Source organism: Bradyrhizobium sp. Ghvi, assembly GCF_900115265.1.
Classification (GTDB): Bacteria; Pseudomonadota; Alphaproteobacteria; order Rhizobiales; family Xanthobacteraceae; genus Bradyrhizobium.
On record NZ_FOVU01000017.1, the window covers coordinates 14,333 to 32,409 of the forward strand.

Below are 18,077 nucleotides of genomic sequence, written 5' to 3' on the forward strand. Positions count from 1 at the left end.
GGACCACGCCCTGAGATACGGGCTCTAACGGGGAACGTTACACTTTCAGGCAGGATTTTTCGCGCCCTTATTGCGCGACGCCCTGCTCTTGGTCGGTCTCTTGGGCGGTCTCCTGAATCGTCTCTTGGGCGACCGGTTCCACCGCCTCCGGCGCAGCCGGCGGGGCCGTCCGCGGCCGAACCCCTGAGGGCTGATGGCGCGGACCGGTGCCGGCGGCCCGGTTTGCCTCGGCCAGCCGCGCCTCGCGTTCCCTGTCCTTCACCCGCGCCCGTTCGCGGTAGCGGGCAAGCGACCCCGCGGCAGCGGAACTCGCCCTGCCCCACATACCCACCAACTGACCCGCGACCCGGCCAGTTAGTCCGCCAGCCCAAACCAGTTCGAACGGCGAGAACAGCTTCCAGCGTTCGTCGCCCCACAGGATGCTGCGCGCAATCAGCTGCCCAGCCAAGGCGGACGTGTTCATTCCCTGGCGGCCGAAGCCGCTTGCCACCCACAGGCCTTTGCGCAGCTGGCCGATCTGCGGCATGCCATGCACGGTCTGGCCGGTGACGCCGCCGAACATCTCGCTGATCTCGACATTGCCGAGCTGCGGGAAGATCGACCGGATGCGACGCTTGACACCGCCTGCAAAACGCTGTGGACGCGCCGCCCAGGTGGTCTCCGGGCTCTCCCACATCAGTCGATCGCCTTCGACGATGCGGAAATGATCGACGCCGTCGGAATCCATCACCGATCCCTTGAAGCCGATGATCTCATGCAGGCGCTCGCCGAGTGGCGCGGTGATCCCGGCGTAACGCCAGACCGGCAGCAGCGTCTCCGACAGGCGCCGCAACGGCGCACCCAGATGAATGTTGCCGGCAAGCACGATGTGGCCCGCGCGCAGCCGCGCCGACGGCGTGACGATGCGCTTGCGGATGCCGGAATGATCGATGCTGACAACAGGCGTATCCTCGAAGATGCGCGCACCGGCCCGCCGCGCCAGCGCGGCGAGGCCATGCACATATTTGCGGCCGTCGACCTGGAACGCCTTGGGGTAATAGACGCCATGGAAATAACGATCGGTCTTGAGCGCCTCGCGCACGCGATCGACTTGCCAGCCCTCGGCTTCGGTGTCGAAATCCTCGTTCAACATCTGGAGCCGGCTGATCAGCCGGTCGCCGGCATCGACGTTGGAAACTTCCAGCACACCATCCGTAAGGCCGATGCCTGGCATGTTCTCTTCAGTGGCGTTGGCACGGACGAACTCGGCGCCCTCCTTCGAAAGCGACCACAATTCGCCGGCGTCCTCGAAGCCGATGCGCTCGATCAAATCGGTAAGGGGCAGCGCAAAACCCGGCATCACCGTGCCGAGCTGGTTGCCCGAGGCGTTCCAACCGACATGGCGGCCCTCGAGCACCGCGACGCTCGCCCCTAACCGGGCCGCCTCCAGCGCAATGGAAAGCCCGGCGAGCCCTGCCCCGATCACGCAAATGTCGGCATCGAGATCGAACGATAGCCGGGTACGTTCGCGAAAGCCGGCTTCTTCCTGGGACACGCTTGTGAAAGTCTCGCTCATGTCGTTTTCTTAGAGCATGATCCGGAAAACCGTGCAGCGGTTTTCTCTCCCGACAAACCCGGATTCGGGGCGCTTGTCACCTTGTCCTCAACGCCAGCCTGTAGATTATTCAGGACGTGGAACGATTCGAGAATGCCATGCGCCGTTTGATGTTGCTGCGTCACGCCAAGACCGAGACCGACGCGCCGAGCGGCCGCGACCAGGACCGCCGGCTCGACGAACGCGGCCAGCGGGATGCCGCCGAGATGGGCGACTGGATCGCCAGCCATCCACCCGTGCCCAGGGCCGTGCTGGTGTCGCACGCCGTCCGTGCCCGCCAGACCTGGGACATCGCCTGGCAGGCCATGAAGGACCGCGCCGCAGCGCCTCAGGTCGAGATTCTGCCGGACCTCTATGGCGCCGATCCCGCCCAGATTCTCGAAACCATTCGCACTGCAACGATCCCGGCCAACCCTGCGCCTTTGCTGCTGGTCGGCCACAATCCCGGCATGCACGAGGCTGCCCTGATGCTGATGGGCAGCGGCGATCCCGCCAGCGCCAAGGCGCTCGTCGACAATCTGCCCACCGCGGGACTTGCGATCCTCGACTTTGACGTCAAGGATTGGGGTGACGTGGCCTACCGCCGCGGCAAACTGGTGCTGTTCGTCAGCCCCAAGCTGCTTAGACTGGGATGATCGCGCGACGTACTGGCAAAACGTGCTGACTGGAAGATTTGGAGGCGCAGATGTTCAAGTCCATCCTGGTGCCCATCGACCTCGCCGACACCGATCTGGCGAAGCCGGCGATCGAAACCGCGGCAACGTTGTCACAGAACTGGGGCGGATCGATCCGGCTGCTCAACGTGCTGCCGATGACGCCGGTGATGCTGGCCGAATACGTGCCGGCCGATTTCGACGAACAGCAGCGCCAGACCTCCGAAGAGGCCCTCGCCATCGTCGCGCGCGAATCCGGCATCGACGCCGCCCACATCTCCAGCGTGGTACGGCAGGGCGGCATCTATCACGAGATCCTCGAGGAAGCCACGCAGATGAAGGCCGACCTGATCGTCATGACCTCGCACCGGCCGGCAATGCGCACCTACTTCCTCGGGTCAAATGCCGGGCATGTGGTGCGTTACGCGAAATGTTCTGTGCTGGTGGTGCGACACTGAACTCGGAGACATGTCGTGAAGCAATGGTGGCGCAGGTGGACTCACGAGGTCCCGCTCGCAATCGGTGATGCGCTGTGGGAGGTGCTGGTCGTCCAATTCGCCGCGATGCTCGACAGGCTGACCGTGCGGAAGATCATCGCCCTCATCCCCGTCGTGATCATCGTGCTCGCTTACTACCACAGGATTCCGATTCCGCCGGAGCTGATGCTGGTTGGCGATTTCCTCGCCTATATCGACATCTTCTCGGTGCTGATCCTGATGGGCGTGCTCAGCCGCGTCACGACAATCCTGTTCGTCGTCAAACAGGCGGCAGCCCGCATCAAGTCCCTCGCGGACAGCGTCACAGCCCGGATGCAGCGCTTGGATATCCGGCATCGGCGGCAGCGCACCGCTCCGACGCGGCCTCGCCGCAGGCCTGACCGCTCTGACGACGATCGAGCTTGCGGTAGCGCGTGGGCCAAACCCGCATTGGCCTAGTTCGCGCGGAGGTTCGAACTCTCGTCCCGCTGTGATGGTGAGCGCGCTGGCAATGACGATGTGGAAACGGCGGTCGCCTATCACACCATCGTCATGCCCGGGCTTGACCCGGGCATCCAGGTCTTCAGGCGGCGACGTATCGCCTCACAGATACCGCCTCAGCTCGGCCTTGAACTGCCCGTAGACGGCGTCCTCGATCTGGCTTCGGGTGATCCCGATGTCGCGCAAGGCGCGGTCGTCGAGCTCGTTCAGCGTCTTGACGGCGGTGCGGCGCTGCAGGCGATCGAACAGAGCATAGGCGGCGCCAGCAAGCCTGGCAAAAAATCCGCTCGACGAGGATGGGCGTAAACTCCGCCCGGCAGTTTGCGAGATCGTGGTCATGTTTGTTCTCCGGCCTCGTGTCCCGCGCGGCGAAGCAGCTGCCGTTGGCGCAAACGCTGTGAGCGCCTGCACCTCATCTGCCGTCGGATTGCTCTCGCTCACCTCGGCTCAATCGCGGACCTTGATGGAACTTAAATGCTCCAGTACATTGCTCGGAGCAAGTAAAACATTGCTCTCGGTGCAATAATGTCAAAGTTCGAGTACGTGAAGCTTGCCGATGCCATTGCCGCAGATATCGCTAAGGGCACGTTAAGACCCGGCGACCGGCTGCCGCCGCAGCGCAATTTCGCCTATGACCGGGGCATTGCGGTCTCGACCGCCAGCCGTGTTTATACCGAGCTATTGCGCCGCGGGCTCGTCATCGGCGAAGTCGGCCGCGGCACTTTCATCTCCGGTGATATCAAGCGCCAAATCGAAACCATCAGCGAGCCGCGCGACGCGCGCATCGATTTCGAGGTCAATTATCCCCTGCTGCCGCAGCAATGGGCGATGATCGCCAAGAGCCTTGCCGGGCTCGAGCGCGTCGATGCGCTCGAAGCCGTACTGCGTAGCTCGACGAGCACCGGCACCAAGAGCGCGCGCAATGCCGCCGCCGCCTATCTCGCACGCAAGGACTTTGCGCCGCAGGCCGAGCAGATCGTGTTCACCGCGAACGGCAAGCAATCGCTCGCAGCCGCGCTCGCAGCGCTCGTTCCGACCGGCGGCCGCTGCGGCGTCGAGGCCCTCACCTACCCATACATCAAGAGCATCGCCGCGCGACTCGGCATCACGCTGGTGCCGATCCCGATGGACGAACATGGCGCGCGGCCCGACGCGATCCAGAAGGCGCATCGCGAAGCACATCTGTCGGCGCTGTATCTCCAGCCGATCATCCAGAATCCGCTCGGCGTCACCATGAACGCGACACGGCGCACCGACATCATGCGCGTCGCCGAGAAGCTCGATCTCACCATCATCGAGGACACCGTCTACGGCTTCCTCGCCGACGACACGCCGCTCGCAGCGCTCGGGCCGGACCGCTGCATCGTGCTCGACAGCCTCTCCAAGAAGGTCGCGCCAGGACTTGCGCTCGGCATTCTCGTCGCGCCGCCTCGTTTGCGCGAAAGCGTGATGAGCGCGGTCCGCACCGGCGGCTGGATCGCCTCCGGCCACGCGCTCGCCGCCGGACAGCGATTGATGGCCGACGGCACCGTTGCCGAGCTGACGCGGTTGAAGCGCATCGACGCCGCCCGCCGCCAGCAGACCGCGGCGCGGCTGCTCGCCGGCTACCAGATCGCAGCCGACGCGCGCTCCTATCATCTCTGGCTGACACTGCCGCCGCACTGGCGCTCCCAGACCTTCGTTACTGCGGCCGCGAGGCGCGGCATTGCACTGACGCCGTCCTCGACATTTGCAGTCGCGCATGGCCATGCTCCGAACGCCGTGCGGCTCGCGCTCGCCCCGCCCTCGTTCGAGCAGCTCGATTCCGGCCTCCGCACCATCGTGTCGCTGCTCGGCACCAAGGAGGAGGATTTCGACTCGACGGAATAGCCCCGTTGGCGGTCAGCCCTCCGGCCATTCCGCGATGAAGCCCATCGCCCTGTACGGCTCGATCTTGTCCCATTCGTGCAGGACACGCCGGCGAAACTCGGCGTCGGTATGCCAGAGCGGACGCGGCGTCGCAAAGCTGTCGACGGTGAGCAGCAGCTTCGTCACCTCGGGCCAGTGCCGGTGCAGCGTCATCGGATACCGGCGCGCAGTCCAGGTGTTGCCGAGGCAGATCACGCTGCGGATATTGGGAAGCCCGAGTGCAGCGTCGATGACCGGCAGCGAAAGGATTACGTTCTCGCCGGTATTCATCGCACGGTGCTCCTCAAGGATCCGATCTGCGGGAATGCCTGCGGTGACCATTGCCGCCTTGATGATCGTACATTCGGATTGCTCCGAGCCCGGGGTCACGCCGCCGCTGACAATCGACCAGGAGAAATAGCCTTCGCGCCACAGTCGCGCAGCGGTCTCGACGCGTAGCGCAACGTCCTCGCGGGTGCCGAACAGGAACAACAGATCGGCCGGCGCAAGCGGGGTGTCGATCAGATGGGTGCGATTGATCTCGGCGATCTCGTCCGCCGTCGGCAGGCGCGTGCTGCGATTCATTGCAGCAGGATGCGGGACCTAAGCGCGGCTGCGAAGTCACGTTTGATTGCGGCCGATTGCAGGCGCTACGGCAGCAAGGACCGCGGCAATTGCTCGAAACCATAGCGCCGCGGCTGGTTGCGCCGGACGAAGCCGCCGACCTGCCAGGCAAACAGCGCGGCAAAGCCGAGGATGAACAGCACGCCGGCGAATTCGCCGATCACTAGCGCGCGGATCAGTAGCCCGGCCATCGCCACCGCCAGCACCGCCATGAACGCCAGCACCGCCGCATAGGTCTTAGCGCCAAGGCCGGCAGTCAGCTCGGCCCGGCTGCCGGCCCTGGCCATCCGCGCGTGCAGTGCGACGATGAACTCCCGAAAGCCATTGTCCTGCGGCGCCATCAGCGCCGCCGTCTGCCAGCTCGTCGACAGGATCGCGATGCGGCCGCCCTTGATGTGGCTGATGTCGGCGCGAAAACGATGCTGCTGCATCGAGACCGGACGGAACGACAGCCTGATTGCACCGATCTCGTCGTAGCGCCAGAGGCCGGAGCGGCCGGCGATGTGCCAGGACAACCCTTCCTCGGTCAGCTCGAATCGATGCGCCGAGCCGATCAGCGACGCCTTGTAGGCATAACTCGTGATCGCGGCGACTTGCGCGTCCGAAACCTGCATCTCGATCGTCGATCCCGTCTGCGATCCGCTTGCGCGATCGCCCTTCCCCATCCTACAAGCGAGACATGGCTGAGACGATCTATTTTCCGCGCCGCCTGATTCTCGGGGCCGCCATGATCGCAGGCGTGCTGCTCGCGCTCGCGGTGCATATGCTGGGCGCGCGCTACGGGCTCGACCTCGGCGGCCTCTGGCGCGCCGACACGCGCGAGTTCGTGCCGACGGGCGCGGCGATCGCCTGGTGGCTGATTGCGACGGTCGGATTCTCCGGCGGCTATTTCACCGCGACGTTGATGCAAAGCGCGGTCTCCGGCCAGATTCCACAACGGATGCGCCAGTTCCTGATCGCGGTCGGCGTGCTCCTGCTCGCGGGCGCCGGACAGGCGGCCTCGGCGCCGAGCCCGATTCCCACTGTATCCGGCGTGCTCGCGGGACTCGCCGCGCTGTGTCTCGGCGCCGTGATGGCATTCTGCGGCGCGCATTTCGCGCTGCGCCGGGGTTAGCCGGTCAGCCTGTAGCGCGCAGCTTAGGTCCGTGCAGCATCATCGCGACGTCGGAAGCCGGTCGCGGGTGGCTGAACAGATAGCCCTGCGCCTGAGTGCAACCCTCGCGTCGGAGCAGTTCGAGCTGTGCGTCATTCTCGACGCCCTCAGCCGTGGTAACGATGCCGAGGCTGCGGCCAAGGCCGGTCACGGCGCGAATGATCGCCACCGAATCCTGGCGCGTCGCAAGTTCGGACACAAAGGAGCGATCGATCTTGATCTTGTCGAAGGGGAAGCTCCGCAAATAGCTCAGCGAGGAATAGCCGGTGCCGAAATCGTCGAGTGAGATCCGCACGCCCATGGCGCGCAGCTCGTGCAGCGTGGTCAGCGTCGCCTCGCTGTTCTGGAGCAGCACCGATTCGGTGATCTCGAGTTCAAGGCGGCCCGACGCGAGCCCGGAGTGCTCCAGCGCCTCGGTCACGGATGCAATCAGGTTCGGATTCCTGAATTGCACCGGCGAGAGGTTGACTGCAACGCCGATGTCAGCCGGCCAGGTCGTGGCATCCGCGCAGGCTGCTTTCAACACGAGCTCGCCGAGCTGGATGATCAGGCCGGTCTCTTCGGCAAGCGGAATGAAGTTGAGGGGCGAGATCAGGCCGCGCTGCGGATGGTTCCAGCGCAGCAGCGCTTCGAAGGCGACGACGCGGTCGCTGGCAACATCGCGGATCGGCTGATAGTAGGGCTGGAACTCATTTCGCTGGAGCGCCGCCCGCAGATCCATGTCCAAAAGGCGCCGCGCCTGCGCGCGCGCATCCATGCCGGTCTCGAAGAAGCGATAGGTGCCGCGGCCATCGGCCTTGGCGCGATACAGCGCGAGGTCCGCATTTTTCAACAGCTCATCGGGATCGCTGCCGTCCTGCGGCGACAGCGAGATGCCAATCGAGACACCGATCACGATCTGGTGGTCGTCGATCTCGTAAGGCGCGGAGATCACCTCCACAAGTCGGCCGGCGAGCGCTCGCGCGGCAGCCTCTTCCGAGCGCCCGATCTGGACGACGGCGAACTCGTCACCGCCGAGGCGGGCGACAGTGTCGTGGTCGCCGACAGTGGCCTTCAACCTGCGTCCGACCTCTTTCAGCAGCGCATCTCCGATCGGATGGCCGAGCGAGTCGTTGATGTCCTTGAAATGATCCAGGTCGAGGCAGAGCACCGCAAGTTGGTCGTTCGCACCCGCCAGGCGAAGTCCTTGTTCAAGTTGTTCATGGAACAACACGCGGTTGGGCAAATTGGTCAGCGCGTCGTGGCGCGCCATGTGGGAAATCTTGGCCTGCGCCTCAAGCCATTCGGTAATGTCCTCAAAAGTGGCGACCCAGCCGCCCCCCTGCATCGGCTGGTTGACGACGCGGATCGAGCGGTCGAACCTGGTCACAACGTCAGTCGTGGTGCGGCCGTCACGTGCGTCGGCGACGAGGCGCGCGAAAAATTCATCCGCATCGCCCTTCCACTGTCCCGCGGCCTGTTCTTCCCTGACCACGTCGACCAGTAATCGTCCGGTGAGCGCCATGCCGGTGCGCCCGAGCATCGCCGCATAGCGCTCATTGAACAGCATGATCTTTCCGGTCGCGTCGAACATGCAGAGTCCTTGCGACATGTTCTCCAGCGCGGTGTCCAGCACGATCTGCTGGCGCCCCAGTTCGCCCTTGGCGCGGCGGTCAAGCAACGCCGCAACCAGTGCGATTGCGATGATCGCCACCGCGGCGCTCGCGGTGAGGAAGGACATCGAGGCCGGCGGGATCGACAGCCCGCTGATCGCGATGGCGGGATCGGGCGTCAATTCCAATGCGCCCATCGCGGTGAAATGATGTGAGACAATGGCAATCGTCAACAGAATCGTCGCGGCAAGCGCATTGGATATGCCATCGCCTCGTCCGGCGACGAATAGAGCGCACGATCCAAAGACGATGCCGAGCAAGATCGATACCGTCACGGTTGCGGTGGTCCAGCCGACATGAGCGGGAATCTCGAATGCCATCATTCCGGTGTAGTGCATCGCTGCCACACCTGCGCCAACGACGGCGCCACCGACCGCAACCAGTACTCCGCGCGTCGTCGAAACAGAGATGCTGATACCCATGAAGGTGACGGCGATCGCAAAGATCAGCGAGAGGACCGTTACCGGGATATTGTAGGCGCCACCTGCACCAGGCCCGTAGGCCTGCATCGCGATGAAGTGGGTTGCCCAGATGCCGCAGCCGGCCACGATGGCATCCAGCGTGATCCACACCAGTCGAGCGCCACCGCGCGCTGCTCGCGCGCGGTGAAACAGGCTGATCGCCGCCGCGCTCGCGAGCAGGCACACTGCACCGCCGAGCGCGACCAGACGCCAGTCGTGCTGGTCCGTGAGACAAAACAGAACTTGATACATTACCGGCCCCTCTTCCAATCGCACTAGAGCCGGCAGAGGTAGACAGTCGGTAACCGGCTATGCACTGGCTCCCGGAATGGTGAACAGACACTGTGTGCAGATGCTCACATTGTGTGTGTTGAACTCCTCGCACCAAAGCCGATCACGGCAGCCGCAATCAGTAGCACGGCTGCCGATATGATGAGCGATTGGTGAAGGCCAGTCATGAAGGCGCTGTCGGAGGCGATCAGCGAGCCGAACAGCGCGACACCAAGGACACTGCCCGTCTGCCGCGTCGCATTGAGGACGCCGGCGGCGATACCGGACCGCGCCTTCTCGACGCTACCGAGCAAGGTCGAAGTCAGCGGCGGCACCAAGAGGCCAAGGCCCCCGCTGATCGCGATCATTTGAGCAACGATTGCCCAATAGCTCGTCCCGGCCTCGATCCAGACCAGGCCGAGGCAGCCGAGCGCGGAGGTGCAGGTGCCGACGACGATGGTCTGGCACGAGCCGATGCGTTCGGCGAGCCGCGGGGCTAGCAGATTGACCGGCAGCACCGCCCCCATCATCGGCACGAAGGCGAGCCCGGTCCACCAGGCCGATAGGCCGTTGATCCGCTGGAAGTAGAGGCTCAGCACGAAGATAAGGCCATAGATCGCAACATTGACGAGGAGACCGACGATCGTGGTGAGGGTAAACAGCCGGTGACCGAACAATGACAGCGGCAGCATCGGCTGAGCCGCGCGGCTCTCGCGCCAGACAAACAGCGCCGCAAGCACCGCCGAGGCCACGAATGCCGCGAGCACGGCCGGATGGTCCCAGCCGAGCGCGCCGGCTTCGATGATTGCGCCCGCGAGCGACCCAAGCGCGCCGATCGCGGCAAGCTGGCCGGGCAGATCGACCTCGCGCGAACGCGCCCGCGTGGTCTCGCTGGCGTAGCGCCAACTCAGCCACAAGCCGGCGAGCCCAATGGGCAGATTGACAAGGAAGATCGCGCGCCAGCCGACCAGGGTGATCAACGTGCCGCCGACGAAGGGACCGGCCGTCAGCGCCAGACTCGCGCCGGCAGCCCAAACCGCGACGGCACGGCCGCGCGCACGATCGTCGGTATAGGCATGGTTCAACAGCGCGAGCGAATTCGGCACCAGGATCGCCGCCGCCAACCCCTGAACCAGTCGCGCGCCGATCAACACAATGGCATTGGGCGACAGCGCGCACGCCAGAGAGGCCGCGGTGAAGATCGCAAACCCCGCCATGAAGATCCGCTTGGCTCCGATGCGATCACCGAGCGCGCCGGCCGTCAGGATGAAGGCGGCGAAGGCGATGGTGTAGGCGCTCACCACCCATTGCAATTCGGCGACGCCGCCGCCCAGCGTCTTGCTCATCGCCTCGAGCGCGGTGTTGACGATGGTGACGTCGAGTTGCACGACGCCATAGCCAAGGCTCATTGCAGCCAACGTCAGAGCGGACGCAGCCTGCGCGCCTCGCGTGTTCCAGGCTTTCGGAAAGGAATGCAGCTGAAGAGAGTCTGCCGGCATGATCCACCTCATGTTTGCAGGTGAACGCCACCGTTAGGCCTTCGTTGCGTGACGACGCTTCGGTTCTGATCGAAACGTCATCGCGGAATCAATCATGTCCTGCGCCGGATCTCCGCGAACGTCGTGCTCTGCTTGTCGTGCAAGCCCCATCCGCGCGGAGGCATGGGAACGGCGCGAGATCGCTTCGTGTTCCTATATCTTCTCGTCAAGGTAGTGAAAGTCATGGCAACAATTGGCAACACCTCGGTTTCGTCAGGCGCACGATCGGAGTTCGGCAAGACGGCAACCATCATTGCTGTCGGGAGCATGATCGGGGCCCTGTTCGCCGGCAGTACGGTCGCAACCCCGCTCTACGTCATCTACAAGCAGCAGCTGGGTTTCTCTCAGATCACGTTGACGCTGATCTATGCCGTCTACGTCGTCGGCAATCTGACCGCACTCCTGATGTTCGGCCGGATGTCCGATCAGGTCGGGCGGCGGCGCACTGGGGTCATTGCCATCGGCATCGCCATCGTGGGCGCCCTCGTGTTCCTGTTCGCGCAAGGAATCGCTTCGCTCTACGTTGCGCGGGTGCTGAGCGGACTTGCGATCGGGATCGGCGCCGGAACCGGCACTGCTTGGCTTGCGGAACTGATCGCCGAACAGGACCGCTCCCGTGCCACCGTGATTGCAACGATCGCGAACTTCGCCGGTCTCGGTCTCGGCGCATTGATCGCCGGCTTGCTCGCCGAGTATGTTGCACTCCCTCTGCGAACGCCGTTCATCGTCTATCTCGCGGTGCTGGTCGTCGTCGCGGCGCTTCTCGCCTTCGCGCGCGAAACCGTCAGACGTCCCTTCGCCGCTCTCGCGCAGCTGTCGGTGCGGCCGCGCGCCGGCGTGCCGCCGTCGATCCGGCCCAAATTCGTCGCGCCCGCCGTCACAGGCTTCGGCGCCATGGCGCTCGTCGCCTTTTTCGCCGCGCTCGCGCCGAGCGTTCTCGCTGGTGAGTTGCATGTCACCAGCCACGCGGTCGCCGGCGCGATCTTCCTCGAGCTTGCTTCTGCCGTTGCACTCGTCATTGCCCTGACGCGGTCGATGTCGAGCCGCGCTGCAATGCTATGGTCGCTCGGCCTGATGTTGCCGAGCCTTGTTCTAGTCGTGACGGCGCAGTTCGCGGAATCGCTCGGCGTCATGATCGTGGCGACCGCGACCTGCGGCGTGGCAGCGGGTCTCGGCTATCGCGGCAGCCTGCAGGTGGTGAATCAGATCGCACCGAACGATCGTCGCGCCGAAGTGGTGTCGGCCTATTTCATCTGCTGCTTTCTCGGCAACGCGCTTCCGGTGATCGGAATTGGCGTGCTCTCGACCCTGATCAGTTCGACGGTGGCGAGCCTGGTCTTCGCCACGACCATTGCGCTCTTTGCCGTTGTCGCGCTGGTGTTCGGGCTGAAATACCAGACCGACTAGACCCAGCCGAAAAAGAGACGCCGCGCGGGATGCGCGGCGTCTCCAGACAGAGGCTCTCCGGCCCTTTAGCTTGCCGCCCGCAGGTTGACCTTACTCTCGGCCAGCGACGTCAGCTTCTTGTCCGTTGCTTTCTCTTCCTCGAGCGTCTTGGCCAGCACGGTGGCGCAGTCGTTGCGGCCGAGCTGCTTGGCCCAAGCAATCAGACTGCCGTAGCGGACGATCTCGTAGTGCTCGGCGGCCTGCGCCGCGTTGATCAGGGCTGCGTCGAGCACCGCCTTGTCCGCGACGTCGCCCGCGGTCTCATCGGCCTCCTCGATGATGCCGTCGATCGCCGGGCAATCCACCGCCTTCACCTGGGCGCCGTGCATCTTGAACACTTCCTCGAGCCGCTTGACGTGCTGCTTGGTTTCCTCAAGGTGCGTCAAAAAGCCCTGCTTGAGCTGCGGATCGTTAGCCTTTTCTGCCATTTTCGGCAGCGCCTTGGTGAGCTGCTGCTCGGCGTAATAGATGTCCTGGAGCTGATGCACGAACAGATCGTTCATGGTCTTGATGTCTTTTGTGAACAGTCCCATCGTTCCGGTCCTCTTCGGTTTCGGGAACACGGCGGCGCCGGCCTGCACGAAAGCCGCATATTTCGCCATGTTCGATTGCTGATGGGGGCCTAACGAACACGCGGCATCGACGTTCCGAAACAGCGCATGTGACTTGAGCTGGAACAATGACGGCGGGCCGGGATATGGAACGATGTTAATGTACGGACGCGGGACCCGAGTTGCTGTCGCGATTCATATGCTTAACGCGCCCGATATGAACCGCGTGTGACAAGACCGGCCGGTCCGACGTAGAACCTATTGTTGTCAAGGGCTGCACAAGCCGCCGGTTTTGCCTTAAATGAGCTGTATCATGTCTTGCGATCGACGCCTGCCTTTGGCCACGATCGTAGCCGATCTGCCAATGTCTGGCCGGGTCGGATCTGCCCCCCGCCGGGAGGATGAATGCACGGACTGCTGCCCGCGCTGAAACGCGGCTTCAAGAGATGGATCGGCTGGCGACGGCTGGGCATTGCCGCGAGCGTGATGATCATCGCCTTCGCGGTCACCACGCTGCTGCGAACCCTCAAGGGCATCGATACCGGCGTCATCCTGACCGCGTTAACCGAGATTCCCCGCGCGCATATCGGGCTTGCCGCGGTTTGCGTGTTCTTCGCGTTCTGTACGCTGACTTTCTATGACTTTTTTGCACTGCGAACGATTGGCAAGAAGCACGTGCCTTATCGCATCGCAGCGCTGTCAAGCTTCACGTCCTACTCGATCGGCCACAACATCGGCGCCACGGTTTTCACCGGCGGAGCGATCCGATTCCGGATCTACTCGGACTATGGGCTGAATGCGATCGATGTCGCCAAGATCTGCTTCCTGTCCGGCCTGACTTTCTGGCTTGGTAACATCTTCGTGCTGTCGATCGGCATGGCCATCCACCCGGATGCGGCCTCCTACATGGATCAGCTGCCGTCGTCGATCAACCGGCTGATCGCGTTCGGCGGTCTCGGCTCAATCGCAGCCTATCTGGTCTGGCTCGGCATGGGCGAGAAGCGCCGCGAGCTCGGCCAGAAGGGCTGGAAGGTCGTGCTGCCGTCGGCGCCGCTGACCCTGGTGCAGATTTTGATCGGAGTGGTCGATCTCGGCTTCTGCGCCTTCGCGATGTACCTGCTGATTCCGGCCGATCCGCCGATCGACTTCCTGTCGCTCGCGGTTGTGTTCATCCTGGCGACGCTGCTGGGCTTTGCCAGCCATGCCCCCGGCTCGATCGGCGTGTTCGACGCCGCAATGCTGGTGGCGCTGCCCGAATTCGGCCGCGAGCAGCTGCTGGCGACCTTGCTCGTCTTCCGCATCCTCTATTTCGTGATCCCGTTCGGTCTCGCCATCTCAATCATGGGCACGCGCGAACTCTGGATGAACGTCGTCCAGCCCTGGCAGGAGCGGCGGCGACTGGCGGAAGCCTGCGCGCAGGCCAACCTGCCCAAGCAGGTCACTGCGATGGAGCACGAGCGGTCGCTGCGCCAAGCCAGCAAACGGTGAAGCTGACCGGCGATCACGACGGCCGCCCGCGAAAGCGGCAGACAAAGGTTGCAGGCAGGCGAGCCATGCTCTCTTATTTCCGCCTCAACTTTGCCGTTGAAGACGCGGATCATGATCCCTGTTTCCCTTCGTCGATCTTTCGCGGGCGCCCTGCTGCTGGCCGGGCTCCTCTCGGTTTTTCCGCTTCGGCCCGCAGCCGCCCAGGATGGCGGCGCCCTGCAGATCAATTGGGAGGTCCGCAACCGCTTCCGCCTCTTCCGGGAAGAGCGCGACTTCCTGCTGCATGTGGAGAATGCGCGCAACCGCAGCATCCTCGCAGCCGAACAGTCGCTGGAGCTCCAGAGCGAGGGCCGCGGCTGGGCTCGCAACATGGTCAACCGGCTCTGCATCGACCTCCAGGGTCGGGTCAACCAGCCCTGCACTCGCGACAACGTCAAAGAGAACTACATCACCCCGATCGACCACCCCATCACGGTGCGCCTGACCGGCGCGGTGCCGGTCGGCGCCATCTGCGCCTGGTCGTTCGACGACGGCGACGGACCGCAGACCTCGACCTTCGACTGCGCCGAGCCGATTAATCTGCGGGTGCGCTACGGCAAGCAGACGGTGGCGACCGTCGACGTCTCCTCCGGCTCCGATCCGAGCCAGCGCATCCAGACCGAGATCCAGGTTCGCGACATCTTCATTGCCGGCCTTGGCGACAGCATCGCCTCCGGCGAAGGCAATCCGGACAAGCCGCTGGCACTCTCCGACGAAGGCTTTTGCTTCCGCTCCTATCTCGGCACCGCAGGCGGACAGTATTACCGGCCGAGCCGCGCCGGCTTCAAGGGCGGCCGCGCCTGCGAGGCTCCGGATACGCTCGCCAACTGGCAGCGTCACAGCGCGCTCTGGTTCAACTCGCCCTGTCATCGTTCGCTCTACAGCTACCAAACCCGCACCGCGCTCGCGCTCGCGGTGCGCTACACCCATATCGCCGTCACCTATCTGCCGCTCGCCTGCACCGGCGCCAGCATCAGCGACGGACTGCTAGGTTCGCAGCGCGCTCGCGAATGCCCGCCGGGCAAGTTCGGCGTCTGCAGCACCAGCGTGAACGCGCAGGTCGCCGAGCTGCGCGAAGCGCTCAGTGCCGCGAAGAAGCGACAGCCGGACCGCAACCTCGATCTCGTGCTGCTTTCGATCGGTGCCAACGACGTCTATTTCTCCGGCCTCGTCGCCGACGTCATCGTCGATACCACCACCGAGCGTGCGCTATTCCGCCGCTCCGGCGTGATGGCGAGCGTCGACGATTCCCGTGACGCGCTACAGCGCGAACTGCCGCAGAATTTCGTCAAGCTACGCGAGGCGCTGAAGCCGCTGGTCGGCGGCGACCTCTCGCACGTCATCTACGTCTCCTATGCCAATCCGGCACTAGCCGACGGCGGCGTGCCCTGCCGCGGCGGCCGCGCCGGCTTCGACATCCATCCCGCCTTCAACGCCGATCCGCAGCGGCTCGCCCGCGTCTCGACCTTCGTCGACACCGAATTCCTGCCGCAGCTGAAGGGGCTCGCCACCTGTACACGCGGTGCGTTATGCCGCGATCCCGAGGCCGACCGCATGACCTTCGTCGATGCGCATCAGGCTGCGTTTGCCGATCATGGCTTCTGTGCCCATGCTGGCAGCGATCCCGAATTCGATCGCACCTGCTTTGCCGAGAATGGCCAGAGCTTCAACCCCGACATCGTCAGCGCGGCAAGCCAGCCGATGTTGTGCGGCCGCGGCGCCTCCGAGTATCGCGCCTATCTGCCGCGCGCGCGCTGGATTCGCGACGCCAACGACAGCTATTTCGCGGCGATGACTTATCCGCAAGGCCTGCCGGCGGCGAGTCAGCCGACCGACATCCACGACGCGACCTGGGGCGTGCTCTCGGCCGTCTATGGTGGTGCCGTGCACCCCAGCGCCGAAGGTCACGCCGCGATGGCGGATGCGACGCTGCCTGCCGCCAGCACAGTGCTTGGCCTCGACGCCGTGCCGCCAAGCGTCACGCGCGGACTGTTGGCTCCGCTCCTGCCGGGTGCGCAGCGATAGCCGGCGGCGCGGGAACCGGGCGCCGCTCGCTGGAAATTGATGGCGCTGCCGTCAATTGAGTCCATTCTATTCAGGCCAGGTTCAGCCGACCGGCGCATGATGATGCACGCATCGTGTGATGCGGACATCCTCATGCAGCCCGAACCCGCCGGGACCGATCGTGGATAGCAGAAGCGCATTTCGTCGGCTGCGCCGGTCCCGCCTCGCGGCGCTCCTGGCGCTCTCCACAGGCCTGATGCCGAACATCGCCCGTGCCGACGACCTCAACCCGCATGATCTCGCTTTGCTCGATCGGCTGACTTTCGGCGTGAGCACCTCGAGTGCCGCGCACATGCGCGGCATCGGTGCCGAGCGCTGGCTCCAGGAGCAGTTGCACCCGGCAGGCAATCCCGCATTGCCCGAAGCTGCCAAGGCGCAGATCGAAGCAATGCCCGACGTACACCGCTTCCCGTTCGACATTGCGGTCGCCTTCGAACAGCAATCCAGGAGCGCCAACCAGGTCGCCGATCTCGACCAGAAAAAGGCGGCGCAGCAGGTGTTTCAGCAGGCGATGAACGATCGCGCCAGGCAGGCCGCGGCGCGCACCATCCTGCACGCGCTCTACGCGCCCGACCAGCTGCGCGAGCGCATGGTCTGGTTCTGGTTCAATCACTTCAACGTCCACCAGTACAAGTCGAATCTGCGCGTACTGGTCGGCGACTACGTCGATCACGCCATCCGGCCCAATTCGCTCGGCAAGTTTCGCGACCTGCTCGCGGCGACCGTGCATCACCCCGCGATGCTGCGCTACCTCGACAATGCCGACAACGCGGCTGGTCACCTGAACGAAAACTACGCCCGCGAGATCATGGAGCTGCACACCATGGGCGTCGGCTCCGGCTACACGCAGGCCGACGTCGAGGCGTTGGCGAAGATCCTCACCGGGGTGGGCATCGACACCCGGCCGGAAGATCCGAAACTCAAGCCGGAATTGCAGTCCCAGCTGGTGCGCGAGGGCGCCTTCGAATTCAATCCATCCCGTCACGACTACAGCGACAAGACCTTTCTCGGCCACACGATCAGAGGACGTGGGCTCGCCGAGGTCGATGAAGCCATCGACATCCTGGTCCATCATCCCGCGACCGCAAGCCATCTGTCGCGCAAGATCGCGACCTACTTCGTCTCCGACAATCCGCCGGAAGTACTCGTGCAGCGGATGGCCCAGACATTCAAATCCACCGACGGCGACATCGCCTCGGTCCTCGCAACAATGATCCATTCGAGCGAATTCGAGGCTGCGCTGAAGCCTGGCACGCGCTTCAAGGATCCGGTGCAATATGTGCTCTCGGCAGTCCGCCTCGCCTATGACGACAGGGTGATCTTGAATACCGCACCGATCCAGGGTTGGATCAATCGCCTGGGCGAAGGCCTGTTCAACCACGAGACGCCGGACGGCTATGCGCTGACGTCGGCGGCGTGGAACGGCCCCGGACAAATGATGGTTCGCTTCGAGATCGCACGTCAGATCGGATCGGGCTCGTCCGGCCTGTTCAAATCCGACGGTCCCAACCCGGTCGAACAGCCCGCGTTCCCGCTCCTGCAGAATGCGCTCTACTTCAACGGCCTTCGCAAGACTCTCGGCCCGGCGACGCTGGCATCGCTCGACCGGGCGATTTCACCGCAGGACTGGAACACGCTTTTCCTGTCATCACCGGAATTCATGCACTGAGCCACGGAGAT

At 64.2% G+C, this 18,077-nt stretch carries 16 protein-coding genes; 9 read left to right on the forward strand and 7 right to left on the reverse strand.

Annotated features, from left to right (window positions below):
* Positions 1–67: 67 nt before the first annotated feature.
* Complete coding sequence (locus BM374_RS34310; RefSeq protein WP_092302954.1) at positions 68–1,555, reverse strand: NAD(P)/FAD-dependent oxidoreductase; 1,488 nt, start codon at positions 1,553–1,555, stop codon at positions 68–70.
* 137 nt (positions 1,556–1,692) lie between these two features.
* Between BM374_RS34310 and BM374_RS34315 the strand changes: the two genes are divergently transcribed.
* Genes BM374_RS34315 through BM374_RS34325 form a run of 3 tightly spaced genes read left to right on the forward strand, consistent with a single transcriptional unit; the run spans position 1,693 to position 3,182 of the window.
* Positions 1,693–2,229: a SixA phosphatase family protein gene (locus BM374_RS34315; RefSeq protein ID WP_177248735.1), complete on the forward strand. Its 537-nt coding sequence runs from the start codon at positions 1,693–1,695 to the stop codon at positions 2,227–2,229.
* A gap of 50 nt (positions 2,230–2,279) precedes the next feature.
* Positions 2,280–2,705: a universal stress protein gene (locus BM374_RS34320; RefSeq protein ID WP_092303046.1), complete on the forward strand. Its 426-nt coding sequence runs from the start codon at positions 2,280–2,282 to the stop codon at positions 2,703–2,705.
* Positions 2,706–2,720: 15 nt separating this feature from the next.
* A complete protein-coding gene (locus BM374_RS34325; RefSeq protein WP_092302958.1) occupies positions 2,721–3,182 on the forward strand; it encodes a hypothetical protein in 462 nt (153 codons plus the stop codon).
* 144 nt (positions 3,183–3,326) lie between these two features.
* On the opposite strand, the gene BM374_RS34330 is transcribed toward BM374_RS34325, so the two are convergent.
* Positions 3,327–3,563: a DUF1127 domain-containing protein gene (locus tag BM374_RS34330; RefSeq protein ID WP_092302960.1), complete on the reverse strand. Its 237-nt coding sequence runs from the start codon at positions 3,561–3,563 to the stop codon at positions 3,327–3,329.
* 186 nt (positions 3,564–3,749) lie between these two features.
* On the opposite strand from BM374_RS34330, the gene BM374_RS34335 reads away from it, so the two are divergent.
* The gene (locus BM374_RS34335) at positions 3,750–5,093 is read left to right on the forward strand and encodes an aminotransferase-like domain-containing protein (RefSeq protein ID WP_092302962.1); all 1,344 of its coding nucleotides are present in this window, start codon (positions 3,750–3,752) and stop codon (positions 5,091–5,093) included.
* Between the two features lie 12 nt (positions 5,094–5,105).
* Here the strand turns inward: BM374_RS34335 and BM374_RS34340 are convergent, their stop codons facing one another.
* Together BM374_RS34340 and BM374_RS34345 are read right to left on the reverse strand one after the other, a co-directional pair.
* A complete protein-coding gene (locus BM374_RS34340; protein ID WP_092302963.1) occupies positions 5,106–5,696 on the reverse strand; it encodes a YdcF family protein in 591 nt (196 codons plus the stop codon).
* Between the two features lie 65 nt (positions 5,697–5,761).
* Complete coding sequence (locus tag BM374_RS34345; protein ID WP_092303048.1) at positions 5,762–6,349, reverse strand: hypothetical protein; 588 nt, start codon at positions 6,347–6,349, stop codon at positions 5,762–5,764.
* A gap of 65 nt (positions 6,350–6,414) precedes the next feature.
* On the opposite strand from BM374_RS34345, the gene BM374_RS34350 reads away from it, so the two are divergent.
* Positions 6,415–6,849, forward strand: a complete 435-nt coding sequence (locus BM374_RS34350) for a hypothetical protein (RefSeq protein ID WP_092302965.1) — start codon at positions 6,415–6,417, stop codon at positions 6,847–6,849.
* A 4-nt stretch (positions 6,850–6,853) separates the two neighbouring features.
* Here the strand turns inward: BM374_RS34350 and BM374_RS34355 are convergent, their stop codons facing one another.
* Together BM374_RS34355 and BM374_RS34360 are read right to left on the reverse strand one after the other, a co-directional pair.
* On the reverse strand, positions 6,854–9,253 hold the full coding sequence (locus BM374_RS34355) for a bifunctional diguanylate cyclase/phosphodiesterase (RefSeq protein WP_092302967.1): 2,400 nt from the start codon (positions 9,251–9,253) through the stop codon (positions 6,854–6,856).
* A gap of 104 nt (positions 9,254–9,357) precedes the next feature.
* Positions 9,358–10,770, reverse strand: a complete 1,413-nt coding sequence (locus BM374_RS34360) for an MFS transporter (RefSeq protein WP_092303050.1) — start codon at positions 10,768–10,770, stop codon at positions 9,358–9,360.
* A gap of 186 nt (positions 10,771–10,956) precedes the next feature.
* On the opposite strand from BM374_RS34360, the gene BM374_RS34365 reads away from it, so the two are divergent.
* Complete coding sequence (locus tag BM374_RS34365; RefSeq protein WP_244552800.1) at positions 10,957–12,216, forward strand: MFS transporter; 1,260 nt, start codon at positions 10,957–10,959, stop codon at positions 12,214–12,216.
* Positions 12,217–12,281: 65 nt separating this feature from the next.
* Here the strand turns inward: BM374_RS34365 and BM374_RS34370 are convergent, their stop codons facing one another.
* Positions 12,282–12,788, reverse strand: a complete 507-nt coding sequence (locus tag BM374_RS34370; protein WP_092303054.1) for a YciE/YciF ferroxidase family protein — start codon at positions 12,786–12,788, stop codon at positions 12,282–12,284.
* Positions 12,789–13,211: 423 nt separating this feature from the next.
* Here BM374_RS34370 and BM374_RS34375 point away from each other — a divergent pair, with 423 nt between their 5' ends.
* The 3 genes from BM374_RS34375 (at position 13,212) to BM374_RS34385 (ending at position 18,066) form a co-directional block, all read left to right on the forward strand.
* Positions 13,212–14,294: a lysylphosphatidylglycerol synthase transmembrane domain-containing protein gene (locus BM374_RS34375; protein ID WP_092302969.1), complete on the forward strand. Its 1,083-nt coding sequence runs from the start codon at positions 13,212–13,214 to the stop codon at positions 14,292–14,294.
* Positions 14,295–14,405: 111 nt separating this feature from the next.
* Entirely contained in the window at positions 14,406–16,358 is a 1,953-nt protein-coding gene (locus BM374_RS34380; protein ID WP_092303056.1) for an SGNH/GDSL hydrolase family protein, read from the forward strand.
* 235 nt (positions 16,359–16,593) lie between these two features.
* Positions 16,594–18,066 (forward strand): DUF1800 domain-containing protein, encoded by a 1,473-nt coding sequence (locus BM374_RS34385; protein WP_177248747.1) that lies wholly within the window; start codon positions 16,594–16,596, stop codon positions 18,064–18,066.
* The last annotated feature ends 11 nt before the right edge of the window (positions 18,067–18,077 follow it).

What these genes read in the sequence shown, in the direction of transcription:
- BM374_RS34350 (WP_092302965.1), top strand. Translation starts at nt 6,415, where the DNA reads ATGGCTGAGACGATCTATTTTCCGCGCCGCCTGATTCTCGGGGCCGCC.
- BM374_RS34355 (WP_092302967.1), bottom strand. Translation starts at nt 9,253, where the DNA reads ATGTATCAAGTTCTGTTTTGTCTCACGGACCAGCACGACTGGCGTCTG.
- BM374_RS34315 (WP_177248735.1), top strand. Translation starts at nt 1,693, where the DNA reads ATGCGCCGTTTGATGTTGCTGCGTCACGCCAAGACCGAGACCGACGCG.
- BM374_RS34370 (WP_092303054.1), bottom strand. Translation starts at nt 12,788, where the DNA reads ATGGGACTGTTCACAAAAGACATCAAGACCATGAACGATCTGTTCGTG.
- BM374_RS34320 (WP_092303046.1), top strand. Translation starts at nt 2,280, where the DNA reads ATGTTCAAGTCCATCCTGGTGCCCATCGACCTCGCCGACACCGATCTG.
- BM374_RS34360 (WP_092303050.1), bottom strand. Translation starts at nt 10,770, where the DNA reads ATGCCGGCAGACTCTCTTCAGCTGCATTCCTTTCCGAAAGCCTGGAAC.
- BM374_RS34375 (WP_092302969.1), top strand. Translation starts at nt 13,212, where the DNA reads ATGCACGGACTGCTGCCCGCGCTGAAACGCGGCTTCAAGAGATGGATC.
- BM374_RS34345 (WP_092303048.1), bottom strand. Translation starts at nt 6,349, where the DNA reads ATGCAGGTTTCGGACGCGCAAGTCGCCGCGATCACGAGTTATGCCTAC.
- BM374_RS34335 (WP_092302962.1), top strand. Translation starts at nt 3,750, where the DNA reads ATGTCAAAGTTCGAGTACGTGAAGCTTGCCGATGCCATTGCCGCAGAT.
- BM374_RS34380 (WP_092303056.1), top strand. Translation starts at nt 14,406, where the DNA reads ATGATCCCTGTTTCCCTTCGTCGATCTTTCGCGGGCGCCCTGCTGCTG.
- BM374_RS34310 (WP_092302954.1), bottom strand. Translation starts at nt 1,555, where the DNA reads ATGAGCGAGACTTTCACAAGCGTGTCCCAGGAAGAAGCCGGCTTTCGC.
- BM374_RS34385 (WP_177248747.1), top strand. Translation starts at nt 16,594, where the DNA reads ATGCCGAACATCGCCCGTGCCGACGACCTCAACCCGCATGATCTCGCT.
- BM374_RS34340 (WP_092302963.1), bottom strand. Translation starts at nt 5,696, where the DNA reads ATGAATCGCAGCACGCGCCTGCCGACGGCGGACGAGATCGCCGAGATC.
- BM374_RS34330 (WP_092302960.1), bottom strand. Translation starts at nt 3,563, where the DNA reads ATGACCACGATCTCGCAAACTGCCGGGCGGAGTTTACGCCCATCCTCG.